A 21,859-nucleotide genomic window follows, 5' to 3' on the forward strand; every position below is an offset into this window, starting at 1 on the left:
GGGATAGGCGGTGTCAGGCGGCAAGGCCGCCGACCGTGTGGCGGGCGACGAGGTGGCCGGGGCCGATCTCGACGAGGGGCGCGACCTGCGGCTCGTCGCCAAGCGCCCGGACCGGGCTCGGGATCTCGTCGGTCAGGAGCCGGCGGGCGCGCAGGTGCCGGCGGGCCGGGTCGGCGACCGGAACCGCCGCCATCAGCTTGCGGGTGTAGGGGTGCTGCGGGTTCTCGAAGATCGCCCGGCGCGGGCCGATCTCGACGATCTGGCCGAGATACATCACCGCGACGCGGTGGCTGATCCGCTCGACCACCGCCATGTCGTGGCTGATGAAAAGGTAGGCGAGGCCGAACTCCCGCTGGAGGTCGAGCATCAGGTTCACGATCTGCGCCTGGATCGACACGTCGAGGGCCGACACCGCCTCGTCCGCGACGATGACCTTCGGGTTCAGGGCGAGGGCCCGGGCGATGGCGATGCGCTGCCGTTGGCCGCCCGAGAACTCGTGCGGGTAGCGCTGGGCCTGGTCGGGGGTCAGCCCGACGCGCTCGAGCAGCCACGCCACCCGCGCCTCGGCCTCCCGGCGCGTCGCGATCCCGTGGACCAGCAGCGGCTCCATGATCGAGAAGCCGACGGTCAGGCGGGGATCGAGGGAGGCGTAGGGGTCCTGGAAGATGAACTGGATGTTGCGCCGCAGGCCGCGCAACTGCCCGGGGGGCAGGTCGCGGATGTTGCCGCCGTCGAACTCGATCAGGCCGCTCTGGCTCTCCACGAGGCGCAGGAGCGAGCGGCCGGTCGTCGACTTGCCGCAGCCGGATTCGCCGACGAGGGCCAGGGTCTCGCCGGGATGGAGATCGAAGCTGACGCGCTCCACCGCGTGGACGCGGCGGCGCACGCGGTTGAGCAGGCCGCCGCGGATGTCGAACCGGGTGACGAGGTCGCGCACCCGCAGGATCGGCCCGGCGCCGGTGCGCACGGTGTCGTGGGATTCGTCGACCGGGGCGGACGCACCCTGCCCCGCCGGGTGTTCCCGGGCCTCGGCCCGCAGCAGGTCGAACTTCCGCGGCAGGTCGCTGCCCGCCATGGCGCCGAGACGGGGAACGGCGGCGAGCAGCGCCCGGGTGTAGGCGTGGCGCGGCGCGGCGAAGAGCGCGGGCGCCGCCCCCTCCTCCACCTTGTCGCCGCGATACATGACCAGCACGCGGTCGGCGATCTCGGCCACGACGCCCATGTCGTGAGTGATGAAGACGACGCCCATCTTCATCTCGGCCTGGAGGCTGCGGATCAGTTCGAGGATCTGCGCCTGGATCGTGACGTCGAGGGCCGTGGTCGGCTCATCGGCGATGAGCAACTGCGGCTTGCAGGACAGGGCCATGGCGATCATCACGCGCTGGCGCATGCCGCCGGAGAGCTGGTGCGGGTAGCGCGTGAGGACGTTGCGCGCCTCGGGGATGCGCACGAGGTCGAGCATCCGCAGGGCCTCGGCCCGGGAGGCTGAGGCGCTCTTCCCCTGGTGGACGCGGATCGATTCCGCGATCTGGTCCCCGGCGGTGAAGACCGGGTTCAGGGAGGTCATCGGCTCCTGGAAGATCATCGCGATCTCGGCGCCACGGATCGCCCGCATCTTGGCGTTCGGGGCGGCGGCGAGATCGAGCACCTCGCCCGAGCCGCGCCGGAACAGCATCTGCCCGGCCGCGATCCGGCCGCCGCCGTGCTCGACGAGGCGCATCAGGCTGAGCGAGGTCACGGACTTGCCGGACCCGGACTCGCCGACGATCGCCAGGGTCTCGCCGGCGTCGACGTGGAACGCGAGGTCGCGGACCGCCTCCACGACCCGCTCGGAGGTCGCAAAGCGGACGGTAAGGCCGGTGACGGAGACGACCCGTCCGTCGGGCAGAGCGGCAGGAGAGGCGGTCCCGGCTGCGATGGTCGGCATGGCGGATCTCAGCGCGCTGGTGCGGGGACGCGGCGGGTCTCGCCGAAGATCGCGGTGGCCGGCGCCTCGCCGGAGCGGACGAGGCCGCGATACATGCCCTCGGTGTTGAACGGCATTGCGACCCGGCCGCGCGCATCGACGGCGATCAGCCCGCCGCGGCCGCCGACAGTCGGCAGGTGCTCCTCGACAACCGCCCGGGCTGCTACCTCGAGGTCCTGGCCCCCGTAGGCCATGCGCGCGCAGACATCGTGCGCCGCCGCGACGCGGATGAAGGCCTCCCCCGTGCCGGTGCAGGAGACCGCGGCGGTCCTGTCGTCCGCGTAGGTGCCCGCGCCGATCAGCGGCGAGTCGCCGATCCGGCCGGGACGCTTGTTGGTCATGCCGCCGGTCGAGGTCAGGGCAGCGAGGTGGCCGTCCCGGTCGAGGGCGACGGCGCCCACCGTGCCGAACTTGTGGGTCTCGTCGAGGGGCCCCGACGCCGTGTCGTGGTCGAGGGCGACTTGCCCGGCGGCCAACGCCCGGCGAAGCTGGTCGCGGCGGGCCTCTGTCGAGAAAAAATCGGGCTCGACCATCTCAAGGCCGTGCCGGCGCGCGAAGGTCTCGGCGCCGGCACCAGCCATCAGGACGTGCTCGCCGGCCTCCATCAGCGCGCGGGCGGCGCGGCCAGGCCGGCGCACCCGCGAGACGCCCGCGACAGCGCCGGCCCGCAGGGTGGCGCCGTCCATGATCGCGGCGTCGAGTTCGTGGGTCTCGGCGCTGGTGAAGACGGCGCCGTGGCCGGCATTGAAGAGCGGGCACTCCTCCAGGAGGTCGACGGCGACACTCACGGCGTCGAGGGCGCTCCCGCCGTCGGCGAGGCAGGCCGCTCCGGCCGCCAGGATTCCGGCGAGGGCCGCGTGGTAGCGCGCCTCGTCGGGATCGGCCTGGCCCGACGCGATCGTCCCGGCACCGCCGTGGATCACGAGTACGGGGCGGTGGTCGCTCATGAAACGGCTCCCGGAGGCGGGGTGTCGGGCAGGTCGTCGGCTCCGCCCTGCGGCGGCCAAGCGGCGTAGTCGCGATCGAGCCAGGGCAGCACCGCTTCCGTCACGCGCGTCGCGGCCGGGACGAGATCCTCGGTGGCGTGGGCGAAGGCGCTCGCCAGGGCCTCCACGAGGGCCGTCAGGCTGGCATCCGAGGCGGCGAAGTAGTGGCAGTCGGTCTGCGCGTAGAGCGCGACCGTAGCGGCGGCGACGAGGGGTGAGTGCGGTCCGTCGGTCAGCGCCAGGACCGCGGCGCCGTGCTTCCGTGCGATCTCGGCCAGCCGCAACGTGTCGGCGAAGTACCGCGGGGTTGCGAGCGCGATGACGAGGTCGTCGGCTGTCAGCCGGCGCAGGGTCCGCGCGGCGAAGCCCGGTCCCTCCAGCGTCGCCAGCAGGTGCACGTCCTCGCGGTTGACGTCGAGGTTGCGCGCCAGGATGCCGGCCGGCCAGCTGCTGCTGCCCAGGCCCACGACGTAGACCCGTCGGGCCCGGCGGATCGCCTCGACGGCCTGCGCACAGGTCTGGCCGTCGAGCCCACGCCGCGTCGCCTCGATGTTGCGGACGATGTCGGCCAAGGCTCCGTCGAGGATGCCGGACGCGGTCGCGGGCTGATCTCGGCTGCCGCGCAGCTTCTCGACCGGTGCGAGCGCCTTCTCATAGCCGAGGACGAGGGCCGCGCGGAACTTTGCGTAGCCCTCGTAGCCCACGGCGCGGGCAAACCGATTAGCGGTGGCGACGGAGACGCCAACCAAGTCTGCAAGCTCATTCACGGGCAGAGTCGCGGCGCGCAACGGATGATCAAGGACGAAGCGGGCGACCTCTCGGTGAGCGGAGCTGAGCGCCGGAAACGCGTGCGCGATCCGTTGCGCGACAGAAAGTTCCTTGGGTTCCAACGCCACGACGCTCGAGCCGATCAAAAATTCTCACTGCCGGACAGTCTGAGAATTTTTTCGATCACCCGCAAGCCCTTCGACGCTTATTTTCGCGGCACCAGTTGCACAAATCTCTGAACTTCCCAGACAAATTGGGTCACCTCGCTCCTAGTCAGATGCGCCTCCCCGTTCACGGCAACTGCGTTGGCCGATGGCTGCAGTTGCGCTCCTGCTGTGGGGGCTCACTGCAGATGCAATGGCGACCGGTGAGCCGATCTATGCTGATGTCTGCTTCGGAGATGCCGGCTGACGCCACCGAATGGCCGTGACGGGCGCGAAATCGTCGATCAACTTCCTAGCTCAAGGCCAAGGTCCGGCAGCAGCGCGTCCCAACCCAGGTGACAGAACGGCGCTTTGACGCACGGCTGCGCATGTCGAGCGCGTGTCTCACCGGTCGCCATTGCACCCAACCCCACTCGACCCACGCCCGGACTTCGGGCAGGGCCGCCGTCGCTCCCACAGCAAACCCCCCCCGCCGAGCCTCGCTTGCCGTGCAGCCGGTGCCGCTCTCCCGCTTATGCCCATTCTGCGGCACTGCCGGTGCCACGTGGTGGCGGCTGTTCATCCATCAACCCATCCCGGGAACCCCGTCTCGGCCGCGGCGACCCGCGCTTCACTGCCGATCGCACCGCCTTCGTCGTCATCCGTGGCACCGCCCCAACCGGCGCCCGTGCCATCTTCTGCATCGAAACGAAGAACAGTGGAGCTGGCCACGACCCCGCGCTGCCGCCTCATCCGCGGCACCAAGAAATCGGACGCACGACGACCGGCCTATCCATCGCCCCCGAGAGTCCCGCGCTGACCGGCCCGGCCTCGCCAGCGCAAGGATTTGAAAGTAGAGCGCCCTCGCCTCTCCGGTTCCACGCACAAACGGCCTCATCCACGACCGGCGAGCTCTACAGCTCAGCCCGGCCCCGACAACCGCCCCTTGCGCACCGGTGCGTTCGCCCTGCGGCATCGGGAGACGGCACCGACCCTTCGCCACTGGATCAGAAAGACAGGATCTCGGCGCGTCGCAGCTCGTCCTCCTGAGAGCTGCGCACGGAACGCGACCTGACAGGATCTCGAGGCTCGTTGCATTTAATAATCAACCGGTCTATTTCTAATTTATGAAGCCCGATTCGGTCTCGGCTGTCACCGCGCGCAAGAGAGGTCGGCCACCTAGGCCTGAGCCGGCCTACGGCACGTCGCGGGCGGCCTTGATCCGGGTGGGCGTCGCGCTGCTATCGGAGAAGGGCTACTCGGCAACCGGCCTCGAAGAGGTCCTGCGCACCGCGGGTGTGCCGAAAGGTTCGTTCTACCACTACTTCGCGAGCAAGGACGTCTTCGGCGCCGAACTGATCGAGGCGTACGCAGCCTATTTCGCGCGCAAGCTCGACCGCTGGTTGCTCGATGAGCGTACGACCCCGATCGAGCGCATCAGGAACTTCGTCGCCGACGCGAAGGCCGGCATGGCACGCTACGAGTTCCGTCGCGGCTGTGTCGTCGGCAATCTCGGGCAGGAGATGAGCGCCCTGCCCGAGCTCTTCCGGGACCGTCTGCACGGCGTGCTCCTCGACTGGCAGGCGCGGACGGAGCGCTGTCTCCGGGACGCCCAGGCAGCCGGCCAGATCGCCGCGGATGCCGATTGCGCTGCGTTGGCGGCGTTTTTCTGGATCGGCTGGGAAGGTGCGGTCCTGCGCGCCAAGCTCGAGCGCAGCCCCGAGCCTCTCGACCTCTTCGCCACCCTATTCCTGACCTGTCTTACGCGCTGAGCGCCCCATGGAGTGCCCCGAATGTTCAAGGCAATCCTGATCGAGAAGGATGAGGCGGGCTACCGCGCCGGCCTGCGTGAGATCGACGAGGCGCAGCTCCCCGAGGGCGACGTCACCGTGGATGTCGCCTACTCGACGTTGAACTACAAGGACGGGCTCGCGATCACCGGGAAAGGCCCGGTCGTGCGCAAGTTTCCGATGGTGCCGGGCATCGACATCGCCGGCACCGTCCGCGAGTCCCGGCATCACGACTACAAGGCCGGCGACCGCGTCGTCCTCAACGGCTGGGGCGTCGGCGAGACCCATTGGGGCGGGCTGGCGCAAGTCGCGCGGCTCAAGGGCGACTGGTTGGTGCCGTTGCCGGAGGCGCTCACGCCGCGGCAGGCGATGGCGATCGGAACTGCCGGTTACACGGCGATGCTGTGCGTGATCGCCCTCGAGCGCCACGGCGTCACCCCCGACAAGGGCGAGGTCGTCGTCACCGGCGCGGCCGGTGGCGTCGGCAGCACGGCGGTCGCTCTCCTGTCGCGCCTCGGCTACACGGTCGTGGCGGTGAGTGGCCGTCCCGAGGAGGCCGATTACCTGCGCCGCCTCGGCGCAGCGGAGGTGCTGGATCGGGCGGCATTCTCGGATCCGGGCAGGCCGCTCGCCCGGGAGCGCTGGGCCGGAGCCGTCGATGTGGTCGGTAGCCACACGCTGGCGAACGTCTGCGCCGCCATGAAGTACCGGGGCGTCGTGACGGCCTGCGGTCTGGCTCAAGGGATGGACCTGCCTGCGAGCGTGGCCCCCTTCATCCTGCGCGGCGTCAGCCTGATCGGGATCGACAGCGTGATGTGCCCGCGGCCTGAGCGGATCGAGGCTTGGAACAGGCTGGTCCACGACCTCGATCCGGTCAAGCTCGAGGCGATCACGGAGGAGATCGGCCTGACAGAGGCTGTGGCCACCGCGGAACGCCTGATGTCGGGCCGGGTGCGCGGCCGCGTCGTCGTCGACGTGCATCGCTAGGCGTTCTCGCCGCCTCTCGCCGCCGTTCAACTGCGGCACGGACGGAAATCATACAGGGAAGACTTGGGTGTGATGGCGTAACCCTGAACGCGGCACTGCCGCCGGACTGACAAAAACAAACACAGTCCGTTCATACCGATGGAGGAAAGACCATGAAGGGTGTATTCGCGCTGGCGATGCTGTTTGGCGGCCTGTCCGCCGTGCAGGCCGACCCGCTGCCGACCTTCCGTATCGGCGTGCTGAACGATCAGTCCGGGCTCTACGCCGACATCGCGGGGCCGGGCTCCGTCGAGGCCGCGCGCATGGCCGTCGAGGACTTCAAGCCGGACGCGAGAGGCTTCCGCGTCGAGGTTCTCTCGGCCGACCATCAGAACAAGCCCGATATCGGCGCGGCCATCGTGCGACGCTGGTTCGACGTCGACCAAGTCGACGCGATCGTCGACGTACCGACCTCTTCGGTCGCCCTGGCCGTGTCGAACATCGCGAGCGAGAAGGACAAGGCATTCCTGATCGCGAGCGCCGGGTCCTCGGATCTGACCGGGAAGAACTGCACCCGGACCAACGTCCATTGGACCTACGACACCTGGGCTCTCGGCAACAGCACGGCGCGCGCCGTGATCAAGCAGGGCGGAAAGTCCTGGTACTTCCTCACAACGGATTACGCGTTCGGTCACGCTCTGGAGCGCGACGCCACCGAGGCCGTGACGAAGGCGGGCGGCAAGTCCCTCGGACACGTCCTGGCTCCGTTCCAGAGCACCGACTTCTCCTCCTACCTGCTCCAGGCCCAGGGCAGCGGTGCGCAGGTGGTCGCGCTCGCCAATTCCGGCGGCGACACGATCAACGCCATCAAGCAGGCCTCGGAGTTCGGCCTCACCGACGGCGGCCAGAAGCTCGTCGCGCTCCTCGCCTTCATCTCGGACATCCACTCAGTCGGCCTGAAGGTCGCCCACGGCCTGACTCTGACCGAGGCGTTCTACTGGGACCTCAATGACGGCACCCGGACCTGGGCGAAGCGGTTCGCGGCACGCAACGGTGGCCGTTACCCGACGATGAACCAGGCCGGCACCTACGCGGCGATGCTCCACTGGATGAAGGCGATCGCCGCCCTCGACAAGGACAAGGCGCATCGCGGCACCGACATCGTCGCGCAGATGAAGGCGATGCCGACGGACGATCCGCTGTTCGGCCACGGCTCAATCCGCGCGGACGGGCGCACCATCCACGACCTCTACCTGTTCCAGGTCAAGGACCCGTCCGAGTCGAAGGGGCCGTACGACTACTACAAGCTCGTCGACACCATCCCCGGCGACCAGGCGTTCCGGCCCATGGCCGACGGCGGCTGCCCCCTCGTAGCCCATACGGCCGCGAAGTGAGGCAGCCTAGCCATGGCACGTCCTGACGCGGCCGACAGCGCGACCATCAGCGCAAAGCGGATGGCGATCGGGCTGCTGCTCCTGAGCGAGGTGGCGGCTATGGCGACGTGGTTCGCCACCACCGCCTCGATCGGCGCGATCCGCACGCAGTGGACGCTGAGCCCGTTCCAGGAGGCCCTGCTCACCAACAGCGTGCAGGCCGGGTTCGTCGCCGGCACCCTGGTCAGCGCGCTGCTGGGGCTGGCCGACCGGTTCGACCTGCGCCGGCTGTTCTGCGGCTGCGCCGTCGCGGCCGGTCTCGCCAACCTCCTGATGCTGGCCTTCGCGCCGACCTCGCCGATGGTGCCGCTGCTGCGCTTCGTGACGGGGGCCTGCATGGCCGGCGTCTACCCGGTCGGCATGAAGATCGCCGCGACCTGGGCGGTGGGTGACCTGGGGCTGCTGATCGGCCTCCTGGTGGGCGCGCTCACCCTCGGCTCGGCGCTGCCCCACCTCGTCGCGGCCTTCGGCCAGCTCGACTGGCACCTGCCGGTGCTCGGTGCGGCGCTGGGCGCCCTCCTCTCGGCGGCCCTGATCCGCTTCGTGCAACTCGGGCCGATCCGGTCGGAGGCCCCGCCCCTGCGCTTGGAGAATGCCCTGGAGGCGTGGCGCAATCGCGGCGTGCGCTTGGCCAATCTCGGCTATCTCGGCCACATGTGGGAGCTCTACGCGATGTGGGCCTGGATCGGTGCCTTCATGGCGGCGAGCTTCCGTGAGCGTTACGGCAACGCGCCGCCGTTCCCGCCGGAACTGGCCGCCTTCGCGGTGGTGGCGGCCGGGGCGTTCGGCGCGATGCTGGGCGGCTGGGCGGCCGATCGACTCGGGCGCACTCTGGTCACCGGCGCCTCGATGCTGGCCAGCGGCTGCTGTGCCATCGCGGTGGGTTTCCTGTTCGGCGGCCCTGCCTGGGCGGTGCTGGCGGTGGGCGTGCTCTGGGGCGTCGCGGTGATCGCCGATTCGGCGCAGTTCTCGGCGGCGGTGAGCGAGCTGAGCGACCGCAGGCTGATCGGCACGATGCTCACCGTGCAGACCTGCCTCGGCTTTCTCCTGACGCTTGTCAGTATCCAGCTCATCGCCTTCGCCGGGACATTCCTCGGCTGGCGCTTCGCCTTCGCGCTGCTGGCCGTGGGGCCGTTCCTAGGTCTCGCTTCGATGCTGCGGCTGCGGCGCCTACCCGAGGCCAAGCGACTGGCGGGAGGACGCAAGTGACAGCGAGGAGAAAGCCACCCGTGGCCTTCAAGACGATCACCTACGAGACGCTCGCGCCGGTGGCACGCATCACCCTGAACCGCCCGGAGCGCACCAACGCGATCAGCGCGACCATGCTCGACGAACTCGCGCAGGCGATGGACGCGGCCGAGGCCGACGATGCGGTGCGCGCCGTGATCGTGCGCGGGGCCGGCACGGCCTTCTCGTCGGGCTTTGATCTCAAGGATCAGATGGCGCTGCGCCCTGAAGGCGTGAGCCAGTGGCGCCAGATCCTGCGCAAGGATTTCGATGTGCCGATGCGCTTCTGGCACTGCCCGAAGCCGACCATCGCGGCGGTGCGTGGTCCCTGCCTCGCGGGCGCCTGCGAGTTGGCGTTGGCCTGCGACGTGACCGTGGCGGCCGAGGATGCCTTCTTCGGCGAGCCGGAGCTGAAGTTCGGGGCCGGCATCGTGGTGATGATCCTGCCCTGGATCGTCGGCCCGAAGATCGCCAAGGAGATCATCCTCACGGGCGAGGACCGCATTCCGGCGCGGCGCGCCTACGAGATCGGAATGGTCAACCGAGTCGTGCCGATTGCCGAGCTCGACGCGAGCGCGCTGCGCCTTGCCCGGCACATCGCGGCGATCGACCCGAACCTCGTCAAGGAGACGAAGCGGGCCCTCAACCGGTCGATCGAGGCGCGCGGCATGCTGGAGGCTCTGGAGACGGCCCTCGACATCGACCTGCTGATCGAGGGCGAAGGCTCGCCGGACAAGCGGGCCTTCATGGACATCGCCCGGTCGCAGGGCCTCAAGGCGGCACTGGCCTGGCGCGACAGCCGCTTCCCGAGAGCCGGATCGTGACCGGGGCGCTGGCGGAACTCCTGGGCGCTGGGCTCGGCCGCCCAGGCAGCCGGGTGGACGAGAGTTCCGGCCCCGGGATGACGGGGCGCGACCTCGGTGCACACGCGGATCTGGTCGCCGGTCGGCTGCGTGCGGCAGGCATGCGCCCGCACGAGCCGGTGCACCTCACCATCGGCAACCGGGCGCTCGATCTCGGGACGCTGCTCGGCCTCTGGCGGGCGGGCGCGGTCGCGGTGCCCGTTCACCGAGCCGCCGCACCGCTCACCCGCGCGGCGGTCGAGCGGGCGACGCGTGCCCGCTTCCGGATCGACGGGCTCAGCTTGGAGGAGATCGCGGAGGATGCGCCGCCGGTGCGGCCGCTCCTGGACGGGGCCGCCCTCGTGGTCTTCACCTCGGGCAGCACCGGCGTGCCGAAGGGCGTGGTTCTCGGGCACGATGCCCTGGCGCGCAAGCTCGCGATCCTCGACCGGCTGCTGAGCTTTCGCCCGGACGACGTCGTCGCGGTGCCGCTCCAGCTGACCTTCATCTTCGGGATCTGGGCGAGCCTCCTGGCGATCCGCTCCGGGGCGAGACTCGTCCTCGTCCCGAAGTTCACGCCCGCGACGCTCGAGGGCCTGCTCGCCGCGGAGGCGACGGTGTTGGCCGTCGTGCCGACCATGCTGCGAGCCCTGCTGGCCGACGGTGTCCCGCCGGCCCCCCGTCTGCGGGCGGTGCTGACCGGCGGCGAGGCGCTCAGCCCGTCGCTGACGCAAGCCGTCCGCGGCGGATGGCCGAAGGCCGAGCTCGTCGACCTCTACGGCTCGACCGAGACTGGCTCCTGCGACTTCTGTAACCGGCCGCGGGACGTCTCGGAGGCTGGGTCGATCGGCATGCCAACCGAGGGCGTGTCGTTCCGCATCGTCCGGGACGACGGCGCGCTCGCCGCGCCGGGCGAGACCGGCGAGCTGCGGATCCGAACTGCCTGCGGCATGCTCGGCTATCTCGACGGCGCCGAACTCACGCGCTCCGCGCTGGAGGCGGACCACTTCCGCACAGGCGATCTCGCGCGCCTGCGCCAGGACGGTCACGTCGAGCTCGTCGGGCGCTCGAAGGAGATCATCGCGCGGGGCGGCAACAAGATCGCGCCCCTGGAGATCGAGAACGCCCTGTGCGCGCATCCGGACATCGCGGCGGCCCTGTGCGCCGGCGTGTCCGACCCGCGCCTCGGCGAGGCGATCCACGCGGTCGTCGTGCTGAAGCCTGACCGCGCGCTGTCGGCGGACGAACTCAGGCGCTGGGCATCGGCCCATCTCGAACGTTACAAGGTGCCGGACGTGATCGTCTTCAGCGACACGCTGCCGTCGGGCGCGACCGGAAAGGCGAGCCGGGCGATGGTCAGTACGCTCACGCTGATCCACGCGGAGACGACGTCGGCCGACCTACAGGGCGCGCCGGTGAGCTCCTAGGCTGGGACGGGGGGCCGTCCGCACGATCGTCTTGTCCGCGCTCTCAGCACCGCGGGGAGCCTATTCGCGCGAGCGCCCTTCCGGCTCGAGAGCCGATCCGCCCTGTCCTGATCGACGTGGACCTGCCGGCGCCGGTGCGCATGCCGCCGAAGCGGATCCGGGTTCGTCGCAAAAACGCGTGGTACAACAAGGATCCAGAGCTGCCGGCTTGATACAATCAGGTCGGAGCCGGTTCTGGCCTGGGTCTGCCGCGAGCGTGCGCCACACCGAGGCGGGTCGGTGAGACGCGCTGCGGTTCGCGTCTGCCGTTCGCGTAGACACGCGTCCTAGGAAGCGGCCAACAAGCCACGCAGCGCCTTGCGGTCGGTCTTGCCGACGCCGTTGACCGGCAGCACGTCGAGCCTGCGAATCTGCGCCGGCACGTAGATCCGCGCAAGGGACCCGCGCACGAAATCCTTGAGCCCCGGCTCGTCGAGGCCCTCGCCCTCCCGCAGCACCACGAAGGCCACCGGTACCTCGCCGAGATCAGCGTCGGGGGCGCCGACCACGCAACAATCGCAGATGGCCGGATGGGCAGCGAGTTGCCGCTCGATCAGCGCGGGCGAGATATTCTCGCCGCCGCGAATGATCACGTCCTTGATGCGCCCCGTGATGGCGAGGAAGCCGTCGGCGTCGAAGCGGCCGAGATCACCGGTGCGCAGCCAGCCGTCCACGATCGGCTGGTCCGCGCTGCCGAGATAGCCGGCCATCAGGGCCGGGCCGGAGATGCGGATCTCCCCTTCCCGGCCGGCCTCGACCGGGCGATCCGTGACCGGATCGAACAGGTCCACGTTCTGGCCCGCGAGCACGGTCCCGATCGTGCCGATGCGACGCCGGCCCGGCGGGTTCATGGTCGAGGTGCAGGTCGCCTCCGACAGGCCGTAGGAGACGAGGAGCGGCACGCCGAAGGCCTCCTCGATCTGCCGATGCAGGGTCGGGGTGATCGGCGCCGAGCCGCAGCGCAGGAAGCGCAGGCCCGGGAAGCGCTCCCCGGGGCGCAGCAGGGGCAGCATCCGCGCGTAGATCGTCGGCACGCCGGTCATGTAGGTGATGCCGCCAGATCGCAGGCGGTCGAGGGCGGCCTCGGCCTGGAAGCGCTCCATCAACACGATCTCGGCTCCGGCCAGGAGAGGCACGATTAGCTGGTTGTTGATGCCGTTCGTGTGATGAAGCGGCATGACGTGGAGAAGCCGATCCTCGGGCCCCGTACCGGTGTGACGGAGCACGCCCGCGGCGTTGCAGATCAGGCCTTCGTGGCGCAGCAGCACGCCCTTCGGCCGGCCGGTGCTCCCCGAGGTGAAAAGCAGCATGGCCTCATCCCGCGGGCTGACCTCGGCCGCGAAGGCCGCGCTGTCGGCGAGGCTGTCCAGTGCGCGGACGTCCAGGCCGGTCAGAGCGACGGGCGAGGCGTCGACCTGGGCGACGATGAGATGCCGCATGCCGACGAGCGCAGCCTGCTCGGCCACCACCTCCGGCGCGAGCCCCGGCTCCAGGAAGCAGACGCAGGCGCCGGCCTGCATGGCGCCGAAGTAGGCCGCGATGGCCGCCGCACTCTTGGGCGCGATCAGTCCGACCCGGTCACCCTTGGCGACACCCCAGTCCCGGACTGCGCCCGCGGCGGCGTCGATCCGCGCGCCGAGGTCGGCATAGGATACGACGTCAGAGCCCGAGAGCGCCGTGCGGCCCGTCCCCGCATGATCCGCGATGGCCGCGCGCAGCCGCGCGCTGATCGAGTCCGGCATGGCAGCGCTCATGGCGGCGATCTCCTGTCCCGTCTGTCTACCCCGCGCCTCAGCGCAGGCGGATGCCCGCATCGGCCTCGAACCGGCCCTCCGGGTCGAGGGCCGCCAGCGCCGCCCGCTCCTCTGGGGTCGGCGGAGGTGTCGGGGCGGCACCGTCCGCCGAGAACGTGAAACCGGTGCGGTCGCGGACCTCGTCGAGGCTCGCCTCCGGATGCCAGGAGGCCAGCACGAGCTGGCCCTCGCGCTTCGTGAAGACGGCGATCGGCGTGACCACGCCGTGCATGCCGCCGGACGCGGTGACGAAGTCGAGGGTCTCGACGAGGGTGCGGCGGGAATGTTCCGTACGCCACGTGACCGCCCGGCGGGCGGTGGGCAGCATCACGGCGCCGCCGCCGCCGCCCGGCAGCCGCACCCGCGGAGCGTGCCAGTCGCCGATGCAGGAGACGTTCGAGCGGCCCAGCCCGTCGACCTGCGCGGCGCCCAGGAAGCACAGGTCCATCAGGCCGCGGGTGCAGAGATCGTAGAAATCCTCGTTGGCGAAGATCGCCCGCGAGCCCTCGGCGAGCACCGGGTCGGAGGACGAGATCGGCACCTTCGACGGGTTCGGATCGACGCCGCCGGCGACGTTGATGTAGGTGAAGGCGAAGGGATAGGCCTGCTTGGCGAGCAGGCAGGCCAGCATCGGCAGGGCCGAGTTCACGCCGCTGAAGGTGATCTCGTTCGGCCGCACGAACCGGGCGAGATTGGTGACGATGTAGGAAAAGCCCGACCAGGCCTCGATCGCGTTGGACGGCGCCTCAGACATGGGCAGCCTCCCGAGCCTCGGGGCCGGCGGCGAGGTGATCGGCGAGCACGCCCGGGGCGTCGGCCATGTAGGCCTCCACGGCCGGGTAATCGATCTCGTAATCCGGCCAGAGCGAGCCGGGCCAAGCCCCGTTCGGCACGATGCTCACCGCCTCGACAAGGAAGTGGGGCACCAGCGTCAGTTCGGGCTGGTCGCGGAAGGAGGCGTCCGGGGCGACCCGCTCGGCCACCACGAGCACGCGCTTGGCCGAGCGGCTCATGATTCGGTCCCAGTGCGAGGTCCCGAAGACGCGCACGTCCCCCGACGCGCTGACCTCGTTGGCCTGGATCACCGCGAAGTCCGGCTGGATGCGCGGGATGGCGTAGACCGCCTCGCCGCTGCCGTAGGGGTCCTCAATCGTCTTCCAGCCGTTGAGCGCCGGCAGGTCCGAGCCGTGGATGCCGCCGCAGGGCATGAACGGCACGCCGAAGGCAGCCGCCCGCAGGCCCGCCGTCAGGCTGGCGCAGGCGTGCTCCTCGAGGCGGACCTCGCCGGACTCGATCGCCCGGCGGTACCAGGGCGCGAGGCCGAAATTGCCTTCCATGGCCACGATCCCCGCCTTCGCCCGCGACAGGGCGCCGGCGCGGCAGAGGATGTCGATGTCGTAGCCGGGCGACTGCTTGACGACTTCGAGGTCGCGGCGCCCCTGGCGGATCAGCTCGCGCACGAACGCGAAGGGGCCGCGGTGCAGGAAGCTGCCGCCGAGCGCCAAGGAACTGCCGTCCGGCACGCGGGCTGCGAGGTCTGCGAGGGGGACGATCTTCTGGGTTCCGGCGCTCACGGGGCGTCCTCCGATCGGGCGTGTGTCAGGCCGCGCGGTAGGCGCGGATCCGGTCCTTCAGCCCCGGGCGCGCGGCCGAGGCGACGAGGTCGGCGAGGTCGTCCGCGCGGGTGTCGCGGGCGGCGGCGCGGTTCAGGGCCGCCCCGGCCCAGGAAGACAGCCGCGTCGCCGCTTCCGAGGCGGCCGCGACGGTGTCGAACCACGAGTCGGTCGCCGCGACGGCGGTGAGGAACCCGTCGGACAGGGCCTCCGGGGCGTCGAAGACCCGCCCCTCCTGGAGGACGAGCCGGGCCTTGGTGCCGCCGACCCGCTCGGCGTAGCGCCGCGTGCCGAGCACCAGCCCGAAGGACAGGCCCGGCATGCGGAAGGTGGCGGCCGGATCGCCGACCCGCCGGCCGCAGGCGCAGATCACGTCGACCCCGGCGCCGAAATTGCGCCCGTGCGCGAGGGCCAGCGTGTCGAACGGCGCGTGGGCCAGCGCCTGGAGGAGCTGCTCGATCCGCACGAACCGGAGCAGCAGGTCGCCCTCCGACAGGTCCGCGTAGCCGCCGAAGTCGAACCCGGCGCTGAAGTTACGCCCCGCGCCCTTCAGCACGAGGAGCCGTGTCCCGTCGCCGGCCGCAGCCGCGACGGCGTCGAGCAGCGCGTCGACCAGGGTGGCCGACAGGGCGTTCATCTTGTCGGGGCGGTTGAGCGTCAGGGTCAGCGTGTCGCCGCTGCGCTCTTTCAGGAGTTCGTCCATGGCGCCGCCCTCAAGCCGTGCGCGCGCGAGCCGGCGCGGCCTCGCCGAACAGTTCGGCGTTGTGCTGCCCGAGGGCGGGCGGCTCCCGGTAGATCGGGAAGCCCTCCCCTGAGAACTTCAGCGGCGACACGAAGGTGCGCGTCTCAGCGCCGGACGGCAGGGTCACCGGCTGGACCCAGTCCATATGCGCGACCTGCGGGTCGGCCAGGGCGTCGGCGTAGCCGTTGATCGGTGCGCAGGGCACGCCCGCGGCGCGGAACCGGGCCAGCAGGTCGGCGCAGGTGAGGTCGGCGAAGTCGCGCTCCAGAATCGCCAGGAGTTCGCCCTGGTTCTGCGCCCGCAGGGCGGTCGAGGCGAAGCGCGGATCCTCGGCGAGGTCGTCGCGCCCGATCGCCGCGCAGGCGGCGCGGTAGAGGGCGTCGTTGCCCGCCGCCATGGCGAAGTACCCGTCCTGGGCGCGGAAGGCCTGATAGGGGGCGTTGCGCGGATGGGCCGAGCCCAGGCGCTTCGGGTCGCGGCCGCTGCCGAAATACTCGCTGGTCTGGAGCGCCCCCATCGCCAGGGAGGCGCCGAACATCGAGGCGTCGATGTGCGCGCCGGGTCCGCCCGCCCGCACCTGGAGCAGCGCCGCCGCGATGGCGTAGGCCGCGTAGAGGCCGGTGCCGAAATCCGAGATCGGCACGCCGCACTTGACCGGGGGCGCGCCGGGCTCGCCCGTGACGCTCATCACGCCGCTCATCGCCTGGAGCGTCAGGTCGAACCCGGCCTCGGCGGAGCGCGGCCCCTCCTGGCCGAAGGCTGAGATCGAGCAATAGACCAAGCCGGGCCGCCCGGCGCTGACGCGCACGTAGTCGAGGCCGAGCCGCTTCATCACGCCGGGGCGGTTGTTCTCCAGCACCACGTCGGCAGAGCCGATCAGGTCCAGGGCGCGCGCCTTGTCGGCCGGATCCTTCAGGTCCAGCGTCACAGAGCGCTTGTTGCGGTTGAGCGAGGCGAAGTTCTCGCTGAAGCCCGCGTTGAGGGGCGGCCAGGCCCGCATCGAGTCGCCGCCCTCCGGATTCTCGACCTTGATGACGTCGGCTCCCATGTCGGCGAGCAGCATGGCGCAGAATGGCCCGGCCGCGACACTGCAGAACTCGATCACGCGGATACCGGACAGCGGTCGCATGGGCCTACTCCTCGATCAGGCAAGCGCCGCCGGCGCGCGCGGGGGCGCTGAGCCTAGGGCATGCCGCGGCGCGGCAGGGGATGAGACGGTGATGGGGTTGTAGCCGAGGGCCCGCGACAGGCTGCGCGCCGCGTCGACGACCACGTCGCTGAAGCGGCGGAGCGCCGTGGGATTCAGGCGATCGGCCGGCCCGGAGATACCGATCGCCGCGACGGGACGGCCCATGGCATCGTGGACGATCGCGGCGAGCCCGCACACGCCCTCCCGCCACTCCCCGCGATTGATCGCGAAACCCTGAATCCGGACCTGCTCGAGTTCCCGCCGCAGGAGGTCGAGGGTCGCGATCGTGCGCGGCGTGTGGACCTGGAGCGTCTCCGGCAGGTGGGCCAGCGCCTCCTCCTGATAAGCGAGCAGCGCCTTGCCGGACGCCACGCAATAGGCCGGAGCGCGGCCACCGATCGACGAATAGGCGCGAACCGGCTGGGGGCTCTCGATCTTGTGCAGGTAGATGACGTCCGCCCGGTCGAGCAGCGACAGGTGGATGGTCTCCTGAGTTTGATCGGCCAGGGTCCGCATGAAGGGCTCGGCGACCTGCCGGACGTCGATCCGCGCCACAACGGGACTGGCGAGCTCGAAGAGCTTCAAGGTGCAGGCGTAGGTGCCACCGGTCTGGGCGCGCACGTAGCCGGCGGCCACCAGTGTCTGGAGCGTGCGATGCACATTGCTCTTCGTGAGGTTGAGCGCGCGTGCCAGTTCGCTGACGCCCCGCGGCGTCTCGCTGCCGGCCAAGTGCTCCAGGAGCATCAATCCCTTGAGGAGGGTGCTGTCCATCGTTCCAACATTCAAAACGCCGTTCTGGTAAAAGCTAGCGTTGCCCGTGGCGCCTCGTCAAGTGCAGTCCTCTGAACGAGTTGCAACAACAATGGCGGTTCCTCGAATAACGGCCGCGCAGTCGCGAATTCTGCAGGTTCTCCATTGACTGCAGGCCAGGGCGTTCATAGCCTGTCAATTCCTGATACGTCGTTCCAAATATTAGAACAACTTGCGTCGTTCTCAGGCCGGCACAGCCTTCCGAAGAGGAGGCCGATCCAATGACGGGAGAGAAACCATGGACGCTTCGGTGCAGCGATCGCCCTCGAAGAAGGACGTCTTCCGCGTCGTGAGCGGAAACTTCCTCGAAATGTTCGATTTTATGGTCTACGGCTTCTACGCCGCTGCGGTGGCAAAGGCCGTCTTTCCCAACGACAACGAGTACGTCTCGTTGATGCTGTCGTTGGCCACCTTCGGGATCGGCTTCCTGATGCGTCCGCTCGGCGCCATCGTGCTTGGCGCCTATATCGACCGCCACGGCCGACGAGCCGGGTTGGTCATGAGCCTCGCCATCATGTCGGTGGGCGTCGCGCTCATCACGTTCACGCCGACCTACGCATCGATTGGCATCGCCGCTCCCATTCTCGTCCTGATCGGCCGACTGCTGCAGGGGTTCTCCGCCGGCGCCGAATCCGGCGGCGTCTCGGTCTATCTGTCGGAGATCGCGACGCCGGGGAATCGCGGCTTCTACGTGAGCTGGCAATCGGCGAGCCAGCAGGTCGCCGTGGTCTTCGCCGCCGTTATCGGCGTGACCCTGCGCGGCTTCCTGACGGAGGAGCAGATGCTCGCCTGGGGATGGCGCATTCCGTTCCTGATCGGCTGCCTGATCATCCCCGTCCTGTTCTGGATCCGGCGCTCGATGCAGGAGAGCGAGGATTTTGCGCAGCGGGCGAAGCATCGCCGCGTAACCCTCGGCGAGATCTACCGGTCACTTCTCCAGAACTGGGCGATCGTGCTCAAGGCGGTGCTGCTCGTCACACTGACGAGCGTCTTCTTCTACATGATCACGGCCTATACCCCGACCTACGCGCGTCAGGTTCTTGGCCTAAGTGCGCATGACAGCTTCGTGGTCACCGTCTGCGTCGGCGTGGCGAACTTCGTCTGGGTGCCCGTTATGGGGGCGGTGTCGGACCGGGTCGGGCGGCTTCCGGTGCTCCTGACCTTCTCGGTGTTGATCGGTCTCACGGCTTACCCGGTCATGGCGTGGCTCGTGACAGACCCGTCCTTCGGCCGCTTGCTGGCCGCCCTCATGTGGATGTCGTTCCTGTATGGCGGCTACCAGGGGGTGATGGTCGTCACGCTGACCGAGATCATGCCGGCCGAGGTTCGCGCCACAGGCTTCTCCCTGGCCTACAGTCTCGCACAGGCAATTTTCGGCGGCTTCACCCCGGCGATCTGTACCTATCTGATCCACGCAACGGGGAATCGAGCCATGCCAGGCCTCTGGCTCGCTTGTGCGGCCCTGTTCTCGATCGTGGGCGCTCTGACCCTCTACCGCAACGTGCACATCTCCCGACGTGGGACGACGGCTGTCACGCCGGCCTGAGCGCGGACCGGCACAAGCGCGTTGGCCGACTCGTTCAATGGCCGCCTGCGCGACGAGTGCCTGAACGCGAACTGGTTCTCGTCGTCGGCCGCCGCGAGGAGCGAGATCGATGCGTGGCGGCCGCAGGCCAGCCCGGCTGGACCACAGCCTCCGTCTCTGGGCGCCTCAAGGCGTTTCAGCTCTTCCGACGACGGACACGCGGCGCGGCCCCGTCATCGGCGTCGTCGACCCGCAGGCGGCGATCAAACGCGACATCGCCGGCCACAACCGACACGCCGAGCCCGTCATCTGGACCCGGCCGGCCACCGATATCCTCGCAGCCGTCAGCCTGGCCTACTGGTACCCTTTCGGGAACGGATCGGGCTTGATCAGTTCGGGGCTGGTGTAGACGATCTCGAACTGGCCGTCGGGCTTGGCCCGGCCGACCCGGGTCTTCGACCAGAGATGGTGGTTCTCGTCGATCTTCACGTAACCTTCCGGCGCCCCCTTGAATTCCAGGCCGGGCGAGGCCGCCACGACCTTGTCGACGTCGAAGGTGCCGGCCTTCTCGCAGGCCATCTTCCACAGGAACGGGCCGAGATAGGCCGCCTGCGTCACGTCGCCGATGACCGTCTTCTCGCCCCACATCTTCTTGAACGCGGCCACGAACGCCTTATTGTTCTCGTTCTGGATCGACTCGAAGTACTTCATGCACGAGTAGGCCCCGGCGATGTTCTCGCCGCCGATGCCGTCAACCTCGTCCTCGGTCACCGACAGCGTCATCAGCACCTGCTTCGACAGGTCGATGCCCGCCGCCTTCAGCTGCTTGTAGAACGCCACGTTCGAGCCGCCCACGATCGTGGCGAAGATCACCTTCGGCTTGGTGAGCTTGATCTTGTTGATGACCGAGTTGAACTGCGTGTGGCCGAGGGGGAAGTACTCCTCGCCGACGACCTTGCCCTTGAGCACGGTCTCGATGTGCCGGCGGGCGATCTTGTTAGAGGTGCGCGGCCAGATGTAGTCCGAGCCGATGAAGTAGAAGCTGTCGCCGCCCTTCTCCTTGTGGACCCAGTCGAGCCCGGCGAGGATCTGCTGCGTGGCCTCCTGGCCGGTGTAGAAGACGTTCTTCGACTGCTCCAGGCCCTCGTAGAAGGTCGGATAGTACAGCAGGCCGTTGTACTGCTCGAAGACCGGCAGCACCGCCTTGCGCGAGGCCGAGGTGAAGCAGCCGAACACGGCGGCGCAGTGGTCGTTGACGAGGAGTTTCTTGGCCTTCTCGGCGAAGGTCGGCCAGTCGGAGGCGCCGTCCTCCTGGATGATCTTGATCTTGCGTCCGAGCACGCCGCCGGCGTCGTTGATCTGCTGGATCGCCAGCTTCTCGCCCTGGCTCGGCCCGGTCTCCGAGATCGCCATGGTGCCGGTGATCGAGTGCAGGATGCCGACCGTCACCTCGCTGTCGGTCACCGCCAGAGCGCCGGCCTCGGCGGCCGCCGCGACGCGCGGCAGCGATGCCGCGAGCGGGGCCGCCGCCAGCCCGAGCAGCAGGCGCCGGCGGAGGGTGAAGTGCGCGGGATCGTCTGTCGCCATGGGGGGCAAATCCTTCAGATCGTTCGAGAAGGTGGGCCGCCCCGTCCGCACCGGATCAGCCGTCGCGCACGGATCGTCTCCTTCGGCACATTTCTTCAAAAGAAAATAAATTTCGCAAGATGAAAACATCGGCAGCCTGCCCATATCGGCGGCGGCGCTCCCGGGCGCCGGCTCCTATTTGCGGCGGCGCGCCGGGGCGAGCCCGGTCAGCGCCGCGAAGGCGCGACCGGCGGCCGCCTCCAGCCCCGCCGCCAGGGTGCCGCCGTCGGGCGCGAGGAGCCGGAGGCCGAGCCCGGCCGCGTTCGGCAGCGGGCTGAGCCCGGCCCGGCAGCCGGTGCGGTCGGCCGCGGCCTGGACGTCCCCGGGATCCGGCAGGCACGGGGCCGGACCGAGGATGACGAGGGCGCCGTAGGCCCGCCACGGGCCGAGCGGCGAGGCCGGATCGCGGAACTCGGCGCCGGCGATGCGCGCCCGCTCGCGGACCAGGACGGCCCCCGCCGCCGTCTCGATGCCGAGGGCGAGTTCGACGTGCTCGAACGGCCTGCCGCGGCCCTCCGGGTCGTGACACGCAATGCTCTCGGAGACGACGGCACGGGCCCCGGGCTCGAGCGTGACCCGGGTCGAGGCCGAGAGGGCGGCGCCGGGGAACAGGATCAGGGGATCGGGCACGCAGTGGAGGAAGGCATCGGCGCCGACGCGGATCCGCGTGTCCTGGCGGGCCGGCTGGTCGGCGCTGCGATGGACGACCGTGGCGGCCTGGGTGGTGACGTGCGCCGCCGAGCCCGGACCCATCGCGATGTCGAGGCCGAGACGGTCGCCGCGGTAGAGGCCGCCGGAGGCCGATTGCAGGTACAGGGTGATCAGCTCCGGCCGCTGCGGATACAGGCGGAACGGCTTCGTGATGTGGAACGGGTACGGCACGTGCTGGTCGGCGAGCACGCTGGTCCCGCCGCCGCGCACGAAGCCGAGGCGGGCCGTCGCGCGGCGGCCGGTCTGGACGTCGTCGGGCACGG

The 21,859-nt window shown here is 69.8% G+C and carries 20 protein-coding genes and 1 pseudogene; 10 read left to right on the top strand and 11 right to left on the bottom strand.

Annotation, left to right across the window (positions count from 1 at the left end; translation table 11 throughout):
• Nucleotides 1–13 precede the first annotated feature (13 nt).
• From ACLBX8_RS23705 to ACLBX8_RS23715, 3 genes are read right to left on the bottom strand one after another with little or no spacing between them, the layout of a single operon-like run.
• Nucleotides 14–1,927 carry a dipeptide ABC transporter ATP-binding protein gene (locus ACLBX8_RS23705; RefSeq protein ID WP_447715825.1) on the bottom strand — a complete coding sequence of 638 codons (1,914 nt, stop codon included), beginning with the start codon at nt 1,925–1,927 and terminating at the stop codon, nt 14–16.
• Nucleotides 1,928–1,935: 8 nt separating this feature from the next.
• Nucleotides 1,936–2,913, bottom strand: a complete 978-nt coding sequence (locus ACLBX8_RS23710) for an isoaspartyl peptidase/L-asparaginase family protein (RefSeq protein WP_447681851.1) — start codon at nt 2,911–2,913, stop codon at nt 1,936–1,938.
• Nucleotides 2,910–3,848, bottom strand: coding sequence for a MurR/RpiR family transcriptional regulator (locus ACLBX8_RS23715; RefSeq protein ID WP_447681930.1), 939 nt, complete (start codon nt 3,846–3,848; stop codon nt 2,910–2,912). The genes ACLBX8_RS23710 and ACLBX8_RS23715 overlap by 4 nt, the downstream gene beginning before the upstream one ends.
• Here ACLBX8_RS23715 and ACLBX8_RS23720 point away from each other — a divergent pair.
• From ACLBX8_RS23720 to ACLBX8_RS23755, 8 genes are all read left to right on the top strand, one after another.
• On the top strand, nt 3,744–3,959 hold the full coding sequence (locus tag ACLBX8_RS23720) for a hypothetical protein (protein WP_447715851.1): 216 nt from the start codon (nt 3,744–3,746) through the stop codon (nt 3,957–3,959). The two genes, ACLBX8_RS23715 and ACLBX8_RS23720, sit on opposite strands and share 105 nt — an antisense overlap.
• 462 nt (nt 3,960–4,421) lie before the next feature.
• Nucleotides 4,422–4,913: a hypothetical protein gene (locus ACLBX8_RS23725; protein ID WP_447715826.1), complete on the top strand. Its 492-nt coding sequence runs from the start codon at nt 4,422–4,424 to the stop codon at nt 4,911–4,913.
• 77 nt (nt 4,914–4,990) lie between these two features.
• Entirely contained in the window at nt 4,991–5,635 is a 645-nt protein-coding gene (acuR, locus tag ACLBX8_RS23730) for an acrylate utilization transcriptional regulator AcuR (protein WP_132367935.1), read from the top strand.
• A 21-nt stretch (nt 5,636–5,656) separates the two neighbouring features.
• Complete coding sequence (gene acuI / locus ACLBX8_RS23735; RefSeq protein ID WP_447681854.1) at nt 5,657–6,640, top strand: acrylyl-CoA reductase (NADPH); 984 nt, start codon at nt 5,657–5,659, stop codon at nt 6,638–6,640.
• A gap of 152 nt (nt 6,641–6,792) precedes the next feature.
• Entirely contained in the window at nt 6,793–8,013 is a 1,221-nt protein-coding gene (locus ACLBX8_RS23740) for an ABC transporter substrate-binding protein (RefSeq protein ID WP_132367933.1), read from the top strand.
• Between the two features lie 12 nt (nt 8,014–8,025).
• The gene (locus ACLBX8_RS23745) at nt 8,026–9,261 is read left to right on the top strand and encodes an MFS transporter (RefSeq protein ID WP_244435438.1); all 1,236 of its coding nucleotides are present in this window, start codon (nt 8,026–8,028) and stop codon (nt 9,259–9,261) included.
• A 20-nt stretch (nt 9,262–9,281) separates the two neighbouring features.
• A complete protein-coding gene (locus tag ACLBX8_RS23750) occupies nt 9,282–10,103 on the top strand; it encodes an enoyl-CoA hydratase-related protein (RefSeq protein ID WP_447715827.1) in 822 nt (273 codons plus the stop codon).
• Entirely contained in the window at nt 10,100–11,548 is a 1,449-nt protein-coding gene (locus ACLBX8_RS23755) for a class I adenylate-forming enzyme family protein (protein ID WP_447715828.1), read from the top strand. Before ACLBX8_RS23750 ends, ACLBX8_RS23755 begins: the two co-directional genes overlap by 4 nt.
• Nucleotides 11,549–11,874: 326 nt before the next feature.
• On the opposite strand, the gene ACLBX8_RS23760 is transcribed toward ACLBX8_RS23755, so the two are convergent.
• Genes ACLBX8_RS23760 through ACLBX8_RS23785 form a run of 6 tightly spaced genes read right to left on the bottom strand, consistent with a single transcriptional unit; the run spans nt 11,875 to nt 17,695 of the window.
• Entirely contained in the window at nt 11,875–13,341 is a 1,467-nt protein-coding gene (locus ACLBX8_RS23760) for a class I adenylate-forming enzyme family protein (protein ID WP_447681857.1), read from the bottom strand.
• Nucleotides 13,342–13,378: 37 nt separating this feature from the next.
• Nucleotides 13,379–14,134 (bottom strand): CoA-transferase subunit beta, encoded by a 756-nt coding sequence (locus tag ACLBX8_RS23765; protein WP_447715829.1) that lies wholly within the window; start codon nt 14,132–14,134, stop codon nt 13,379–13,381.
• On the bottom strand, nt 14,127–14,954 hold the full coding sequence (locus tag ACLBX8_RS23770) for a CoA transferase subunit A (RefSeq protein WP_447681859.1): 828 nt from the start codon (nt 14,952–14,954) through the stop codon (nt 14,127–14,129). Before ACLBX8_RS23770 ends, ACLBX8_RS23765 begins: the two co-directional genes overlap by 8 nt.
• A 25-nt stretch (nt 14,955–14,979) precedes the next feature.
• Nucleotides 14,980–15,696 (bottom strand): enoyl-CoA hydratase/isomerase family protein, encoded by a 717-nt coding sequence (locus ACLBX8_RS23775; protein WP_042675551.1) that lies wholly within the window; start codon nt 15,694–15,696, stop codon nt 14,980–14,982.
• A 10-nt stretch (nt 15,697–15,706) separates the two neighbouring features.
• Nucleotides 15,707–16,864: a CaiB/BaiF CoA transferase family protein gene (locus ACLBX8_RS23780; RefSeq protein ID WP_447681860.1), complete on the bottom strand. Its 1,158-nt coding sequence runs from the start codon at nt 16,862–16,864 to the stop codon at nt 15,707–15,709.
• 15 nt (nt 16,865–16,879) lie between these two features.
• Nucleotides 16,880–17,695, bottom strand: coding sequence for an IclR family transcriptional regulator (locus ACLBX8_RS23785; RefSeq protein WP_447715830.1), 816 nt, complete (start codon nt 17,693–17,695; stop codon nt 16,880–16,882).
• A gap of 277 nt (nt 17,696–17,972) precedes the next feature.
• Here ACLBX8_RS23785 and tcuC point away from each other — a divergent pair, with 277 nt between their 5' ends.
• The gene (tcuC, locus tag ACLBX8_RS23790) at nt 17,973–19,280 is read left to right on the top strand and encodes a tricarballylate/proton symporter TcuC (RefSeq protein WP_447715831.1); all 1,308 of its coding nucleotides are present in this window, start codon (nt 17,973–17,975) and stop codon (nt 19,278–19,280) included.
• Between the two features lie 15 nt (nt 19,281–19,295).
• A pseudogene (locus ACLBX8_RS23795) lies at nt 19,296–19,400 on the top strand (integrase core domain-containing protein); the annotation flags it as partial.
• 213 nt (nt 19,401–19,613) lie between these two features.
• Here ACLBX8_RS23795 and urtA read toward each other — a convergent pair.
• Nucleotides 19,614–20,846, bottom strand: coding sequence for an urea ABC transporter substrate-binding protein (urtA, locus tag ACLBX8_RS23800; protein WP_091681517.1), 1,233 nt, complete (start codon nt 20,844–20,846; stop codon nt 19,614–19,616).
• Nucleotides 20,847–21,020: 174 nt separating this feature from the next.
• The gene (locus ACLBX8_RS23805; protein ID WP_103985793.1) at nt 21,021–21,857 is read right to left on the bottom strand and encodes an urease accessory protein UreD; all 837 of its coding nucleotides are present in this window, start codon (nt 21,855–21,857) and stop codon (nt 21,021–21,023) included.
• Nucleotides 21,858–21,859 lie beyond the last annotated feature (2 nt).

Source organism: Methylobacterium sp. D48H (genome assembly GCF_053345715.1).

Coding starts and splice junctions, on each gene's coding strand:
- ACLBX8_RS23705 (WP_447715825.1), bottom strand. CDS start 1,927: ATGCCGACCATCGCAGCCGGGACCGCCTCTCCTGCCGCTCTGCCCGAC.
- ACLBX8_RS23710 (WP_447681851.1), bottom strand. CDS start 2,913: ATGAGCGACCACCGCCCCGTACTCGTGATCCACGGCGGTGCCGGGACG.
- ACLBX8_RS23720 (WP_447715851.1), top strand. CDS start 3,744: ATGATCAAGGACGAAGCGGGCGACCTCTCGGTGAGCGGAGCTGAGCGC.
- acuR (WP_132367935.1), top strand. CDS start 4,991: ATGAAGCCCGATTCGGTCTCGGCTGTCACCGCGCGCAAGAGAGGTCGG.
- acuI (WP_447681854.1), top strand. CDS start 5,657: ATGTTCAAGGCAATCCTGATCGAGAAGGATGAGGCGGGCTACCGCGCC.
- ACLBX8_RS23740 (WP_132367933.1), top strand. CDS start 6,793: ATGAAGGGTGTATTCGCGCTGGCGATGCTGTTTGGCGGCCTGTCCGCC.
- ACLBX8_RS23745 (WP_244435438.1), top strand. CDS start 8,026: ATGGCACGTCCTGACGCGGCCGACAGCGCGACCATCAGCGCAAAGCGG.
- ACLBX8_RS23760 (WP_447681857.1), bottom strand. CDS start 13,341: ATGAGCGCTGCCATGCCGGACTCGATCAGCGCGCGGCTGCGCGCGGCC.
- ACLBX8_RS23765 (WP_447715829.1), bottom strand. CDS start 14,134: ATGTCTGAGGCGCCGTCCAACGCGATCGAGGCCTGGTCGGGCTTTTCC.
- ACLBX8_RS23775 (WP_042675551.1), bottom strand. CDS start 15,696: ATGGACGAACTCCTGAAAGAGCGCAGCGGCGACACGCTGACCCTGACG.
- ACLBX8_RS23780 (WP_447681860.1), bottom strand. CDS start 16,864: ATGCGACCGCTGTCCGGTATCCGCGTGATCGAGTTCTGCAGTGTCGCG.
- ACLBX8_RS23785 (WP_447715830.1), bottom strand. CDS start 17,695: ATGGACAGCACCCTCCTCAAGGGATTGATGCTCCTGGAGCACTTGGCC.
- tcuC (WP_447715831.1), top strand. CDS start 17,973: ATGGACGCTTCGGTGCAGCGATCGCCCTCGAAGAAGGACGTCTTCCGC.
- urtA (WP_091681517.1), bottom strand. CDS start 20,846: ATGGCGACAGACGATCCCGCGCACTTCACCCTCCGCCGGCGCCTGCTG.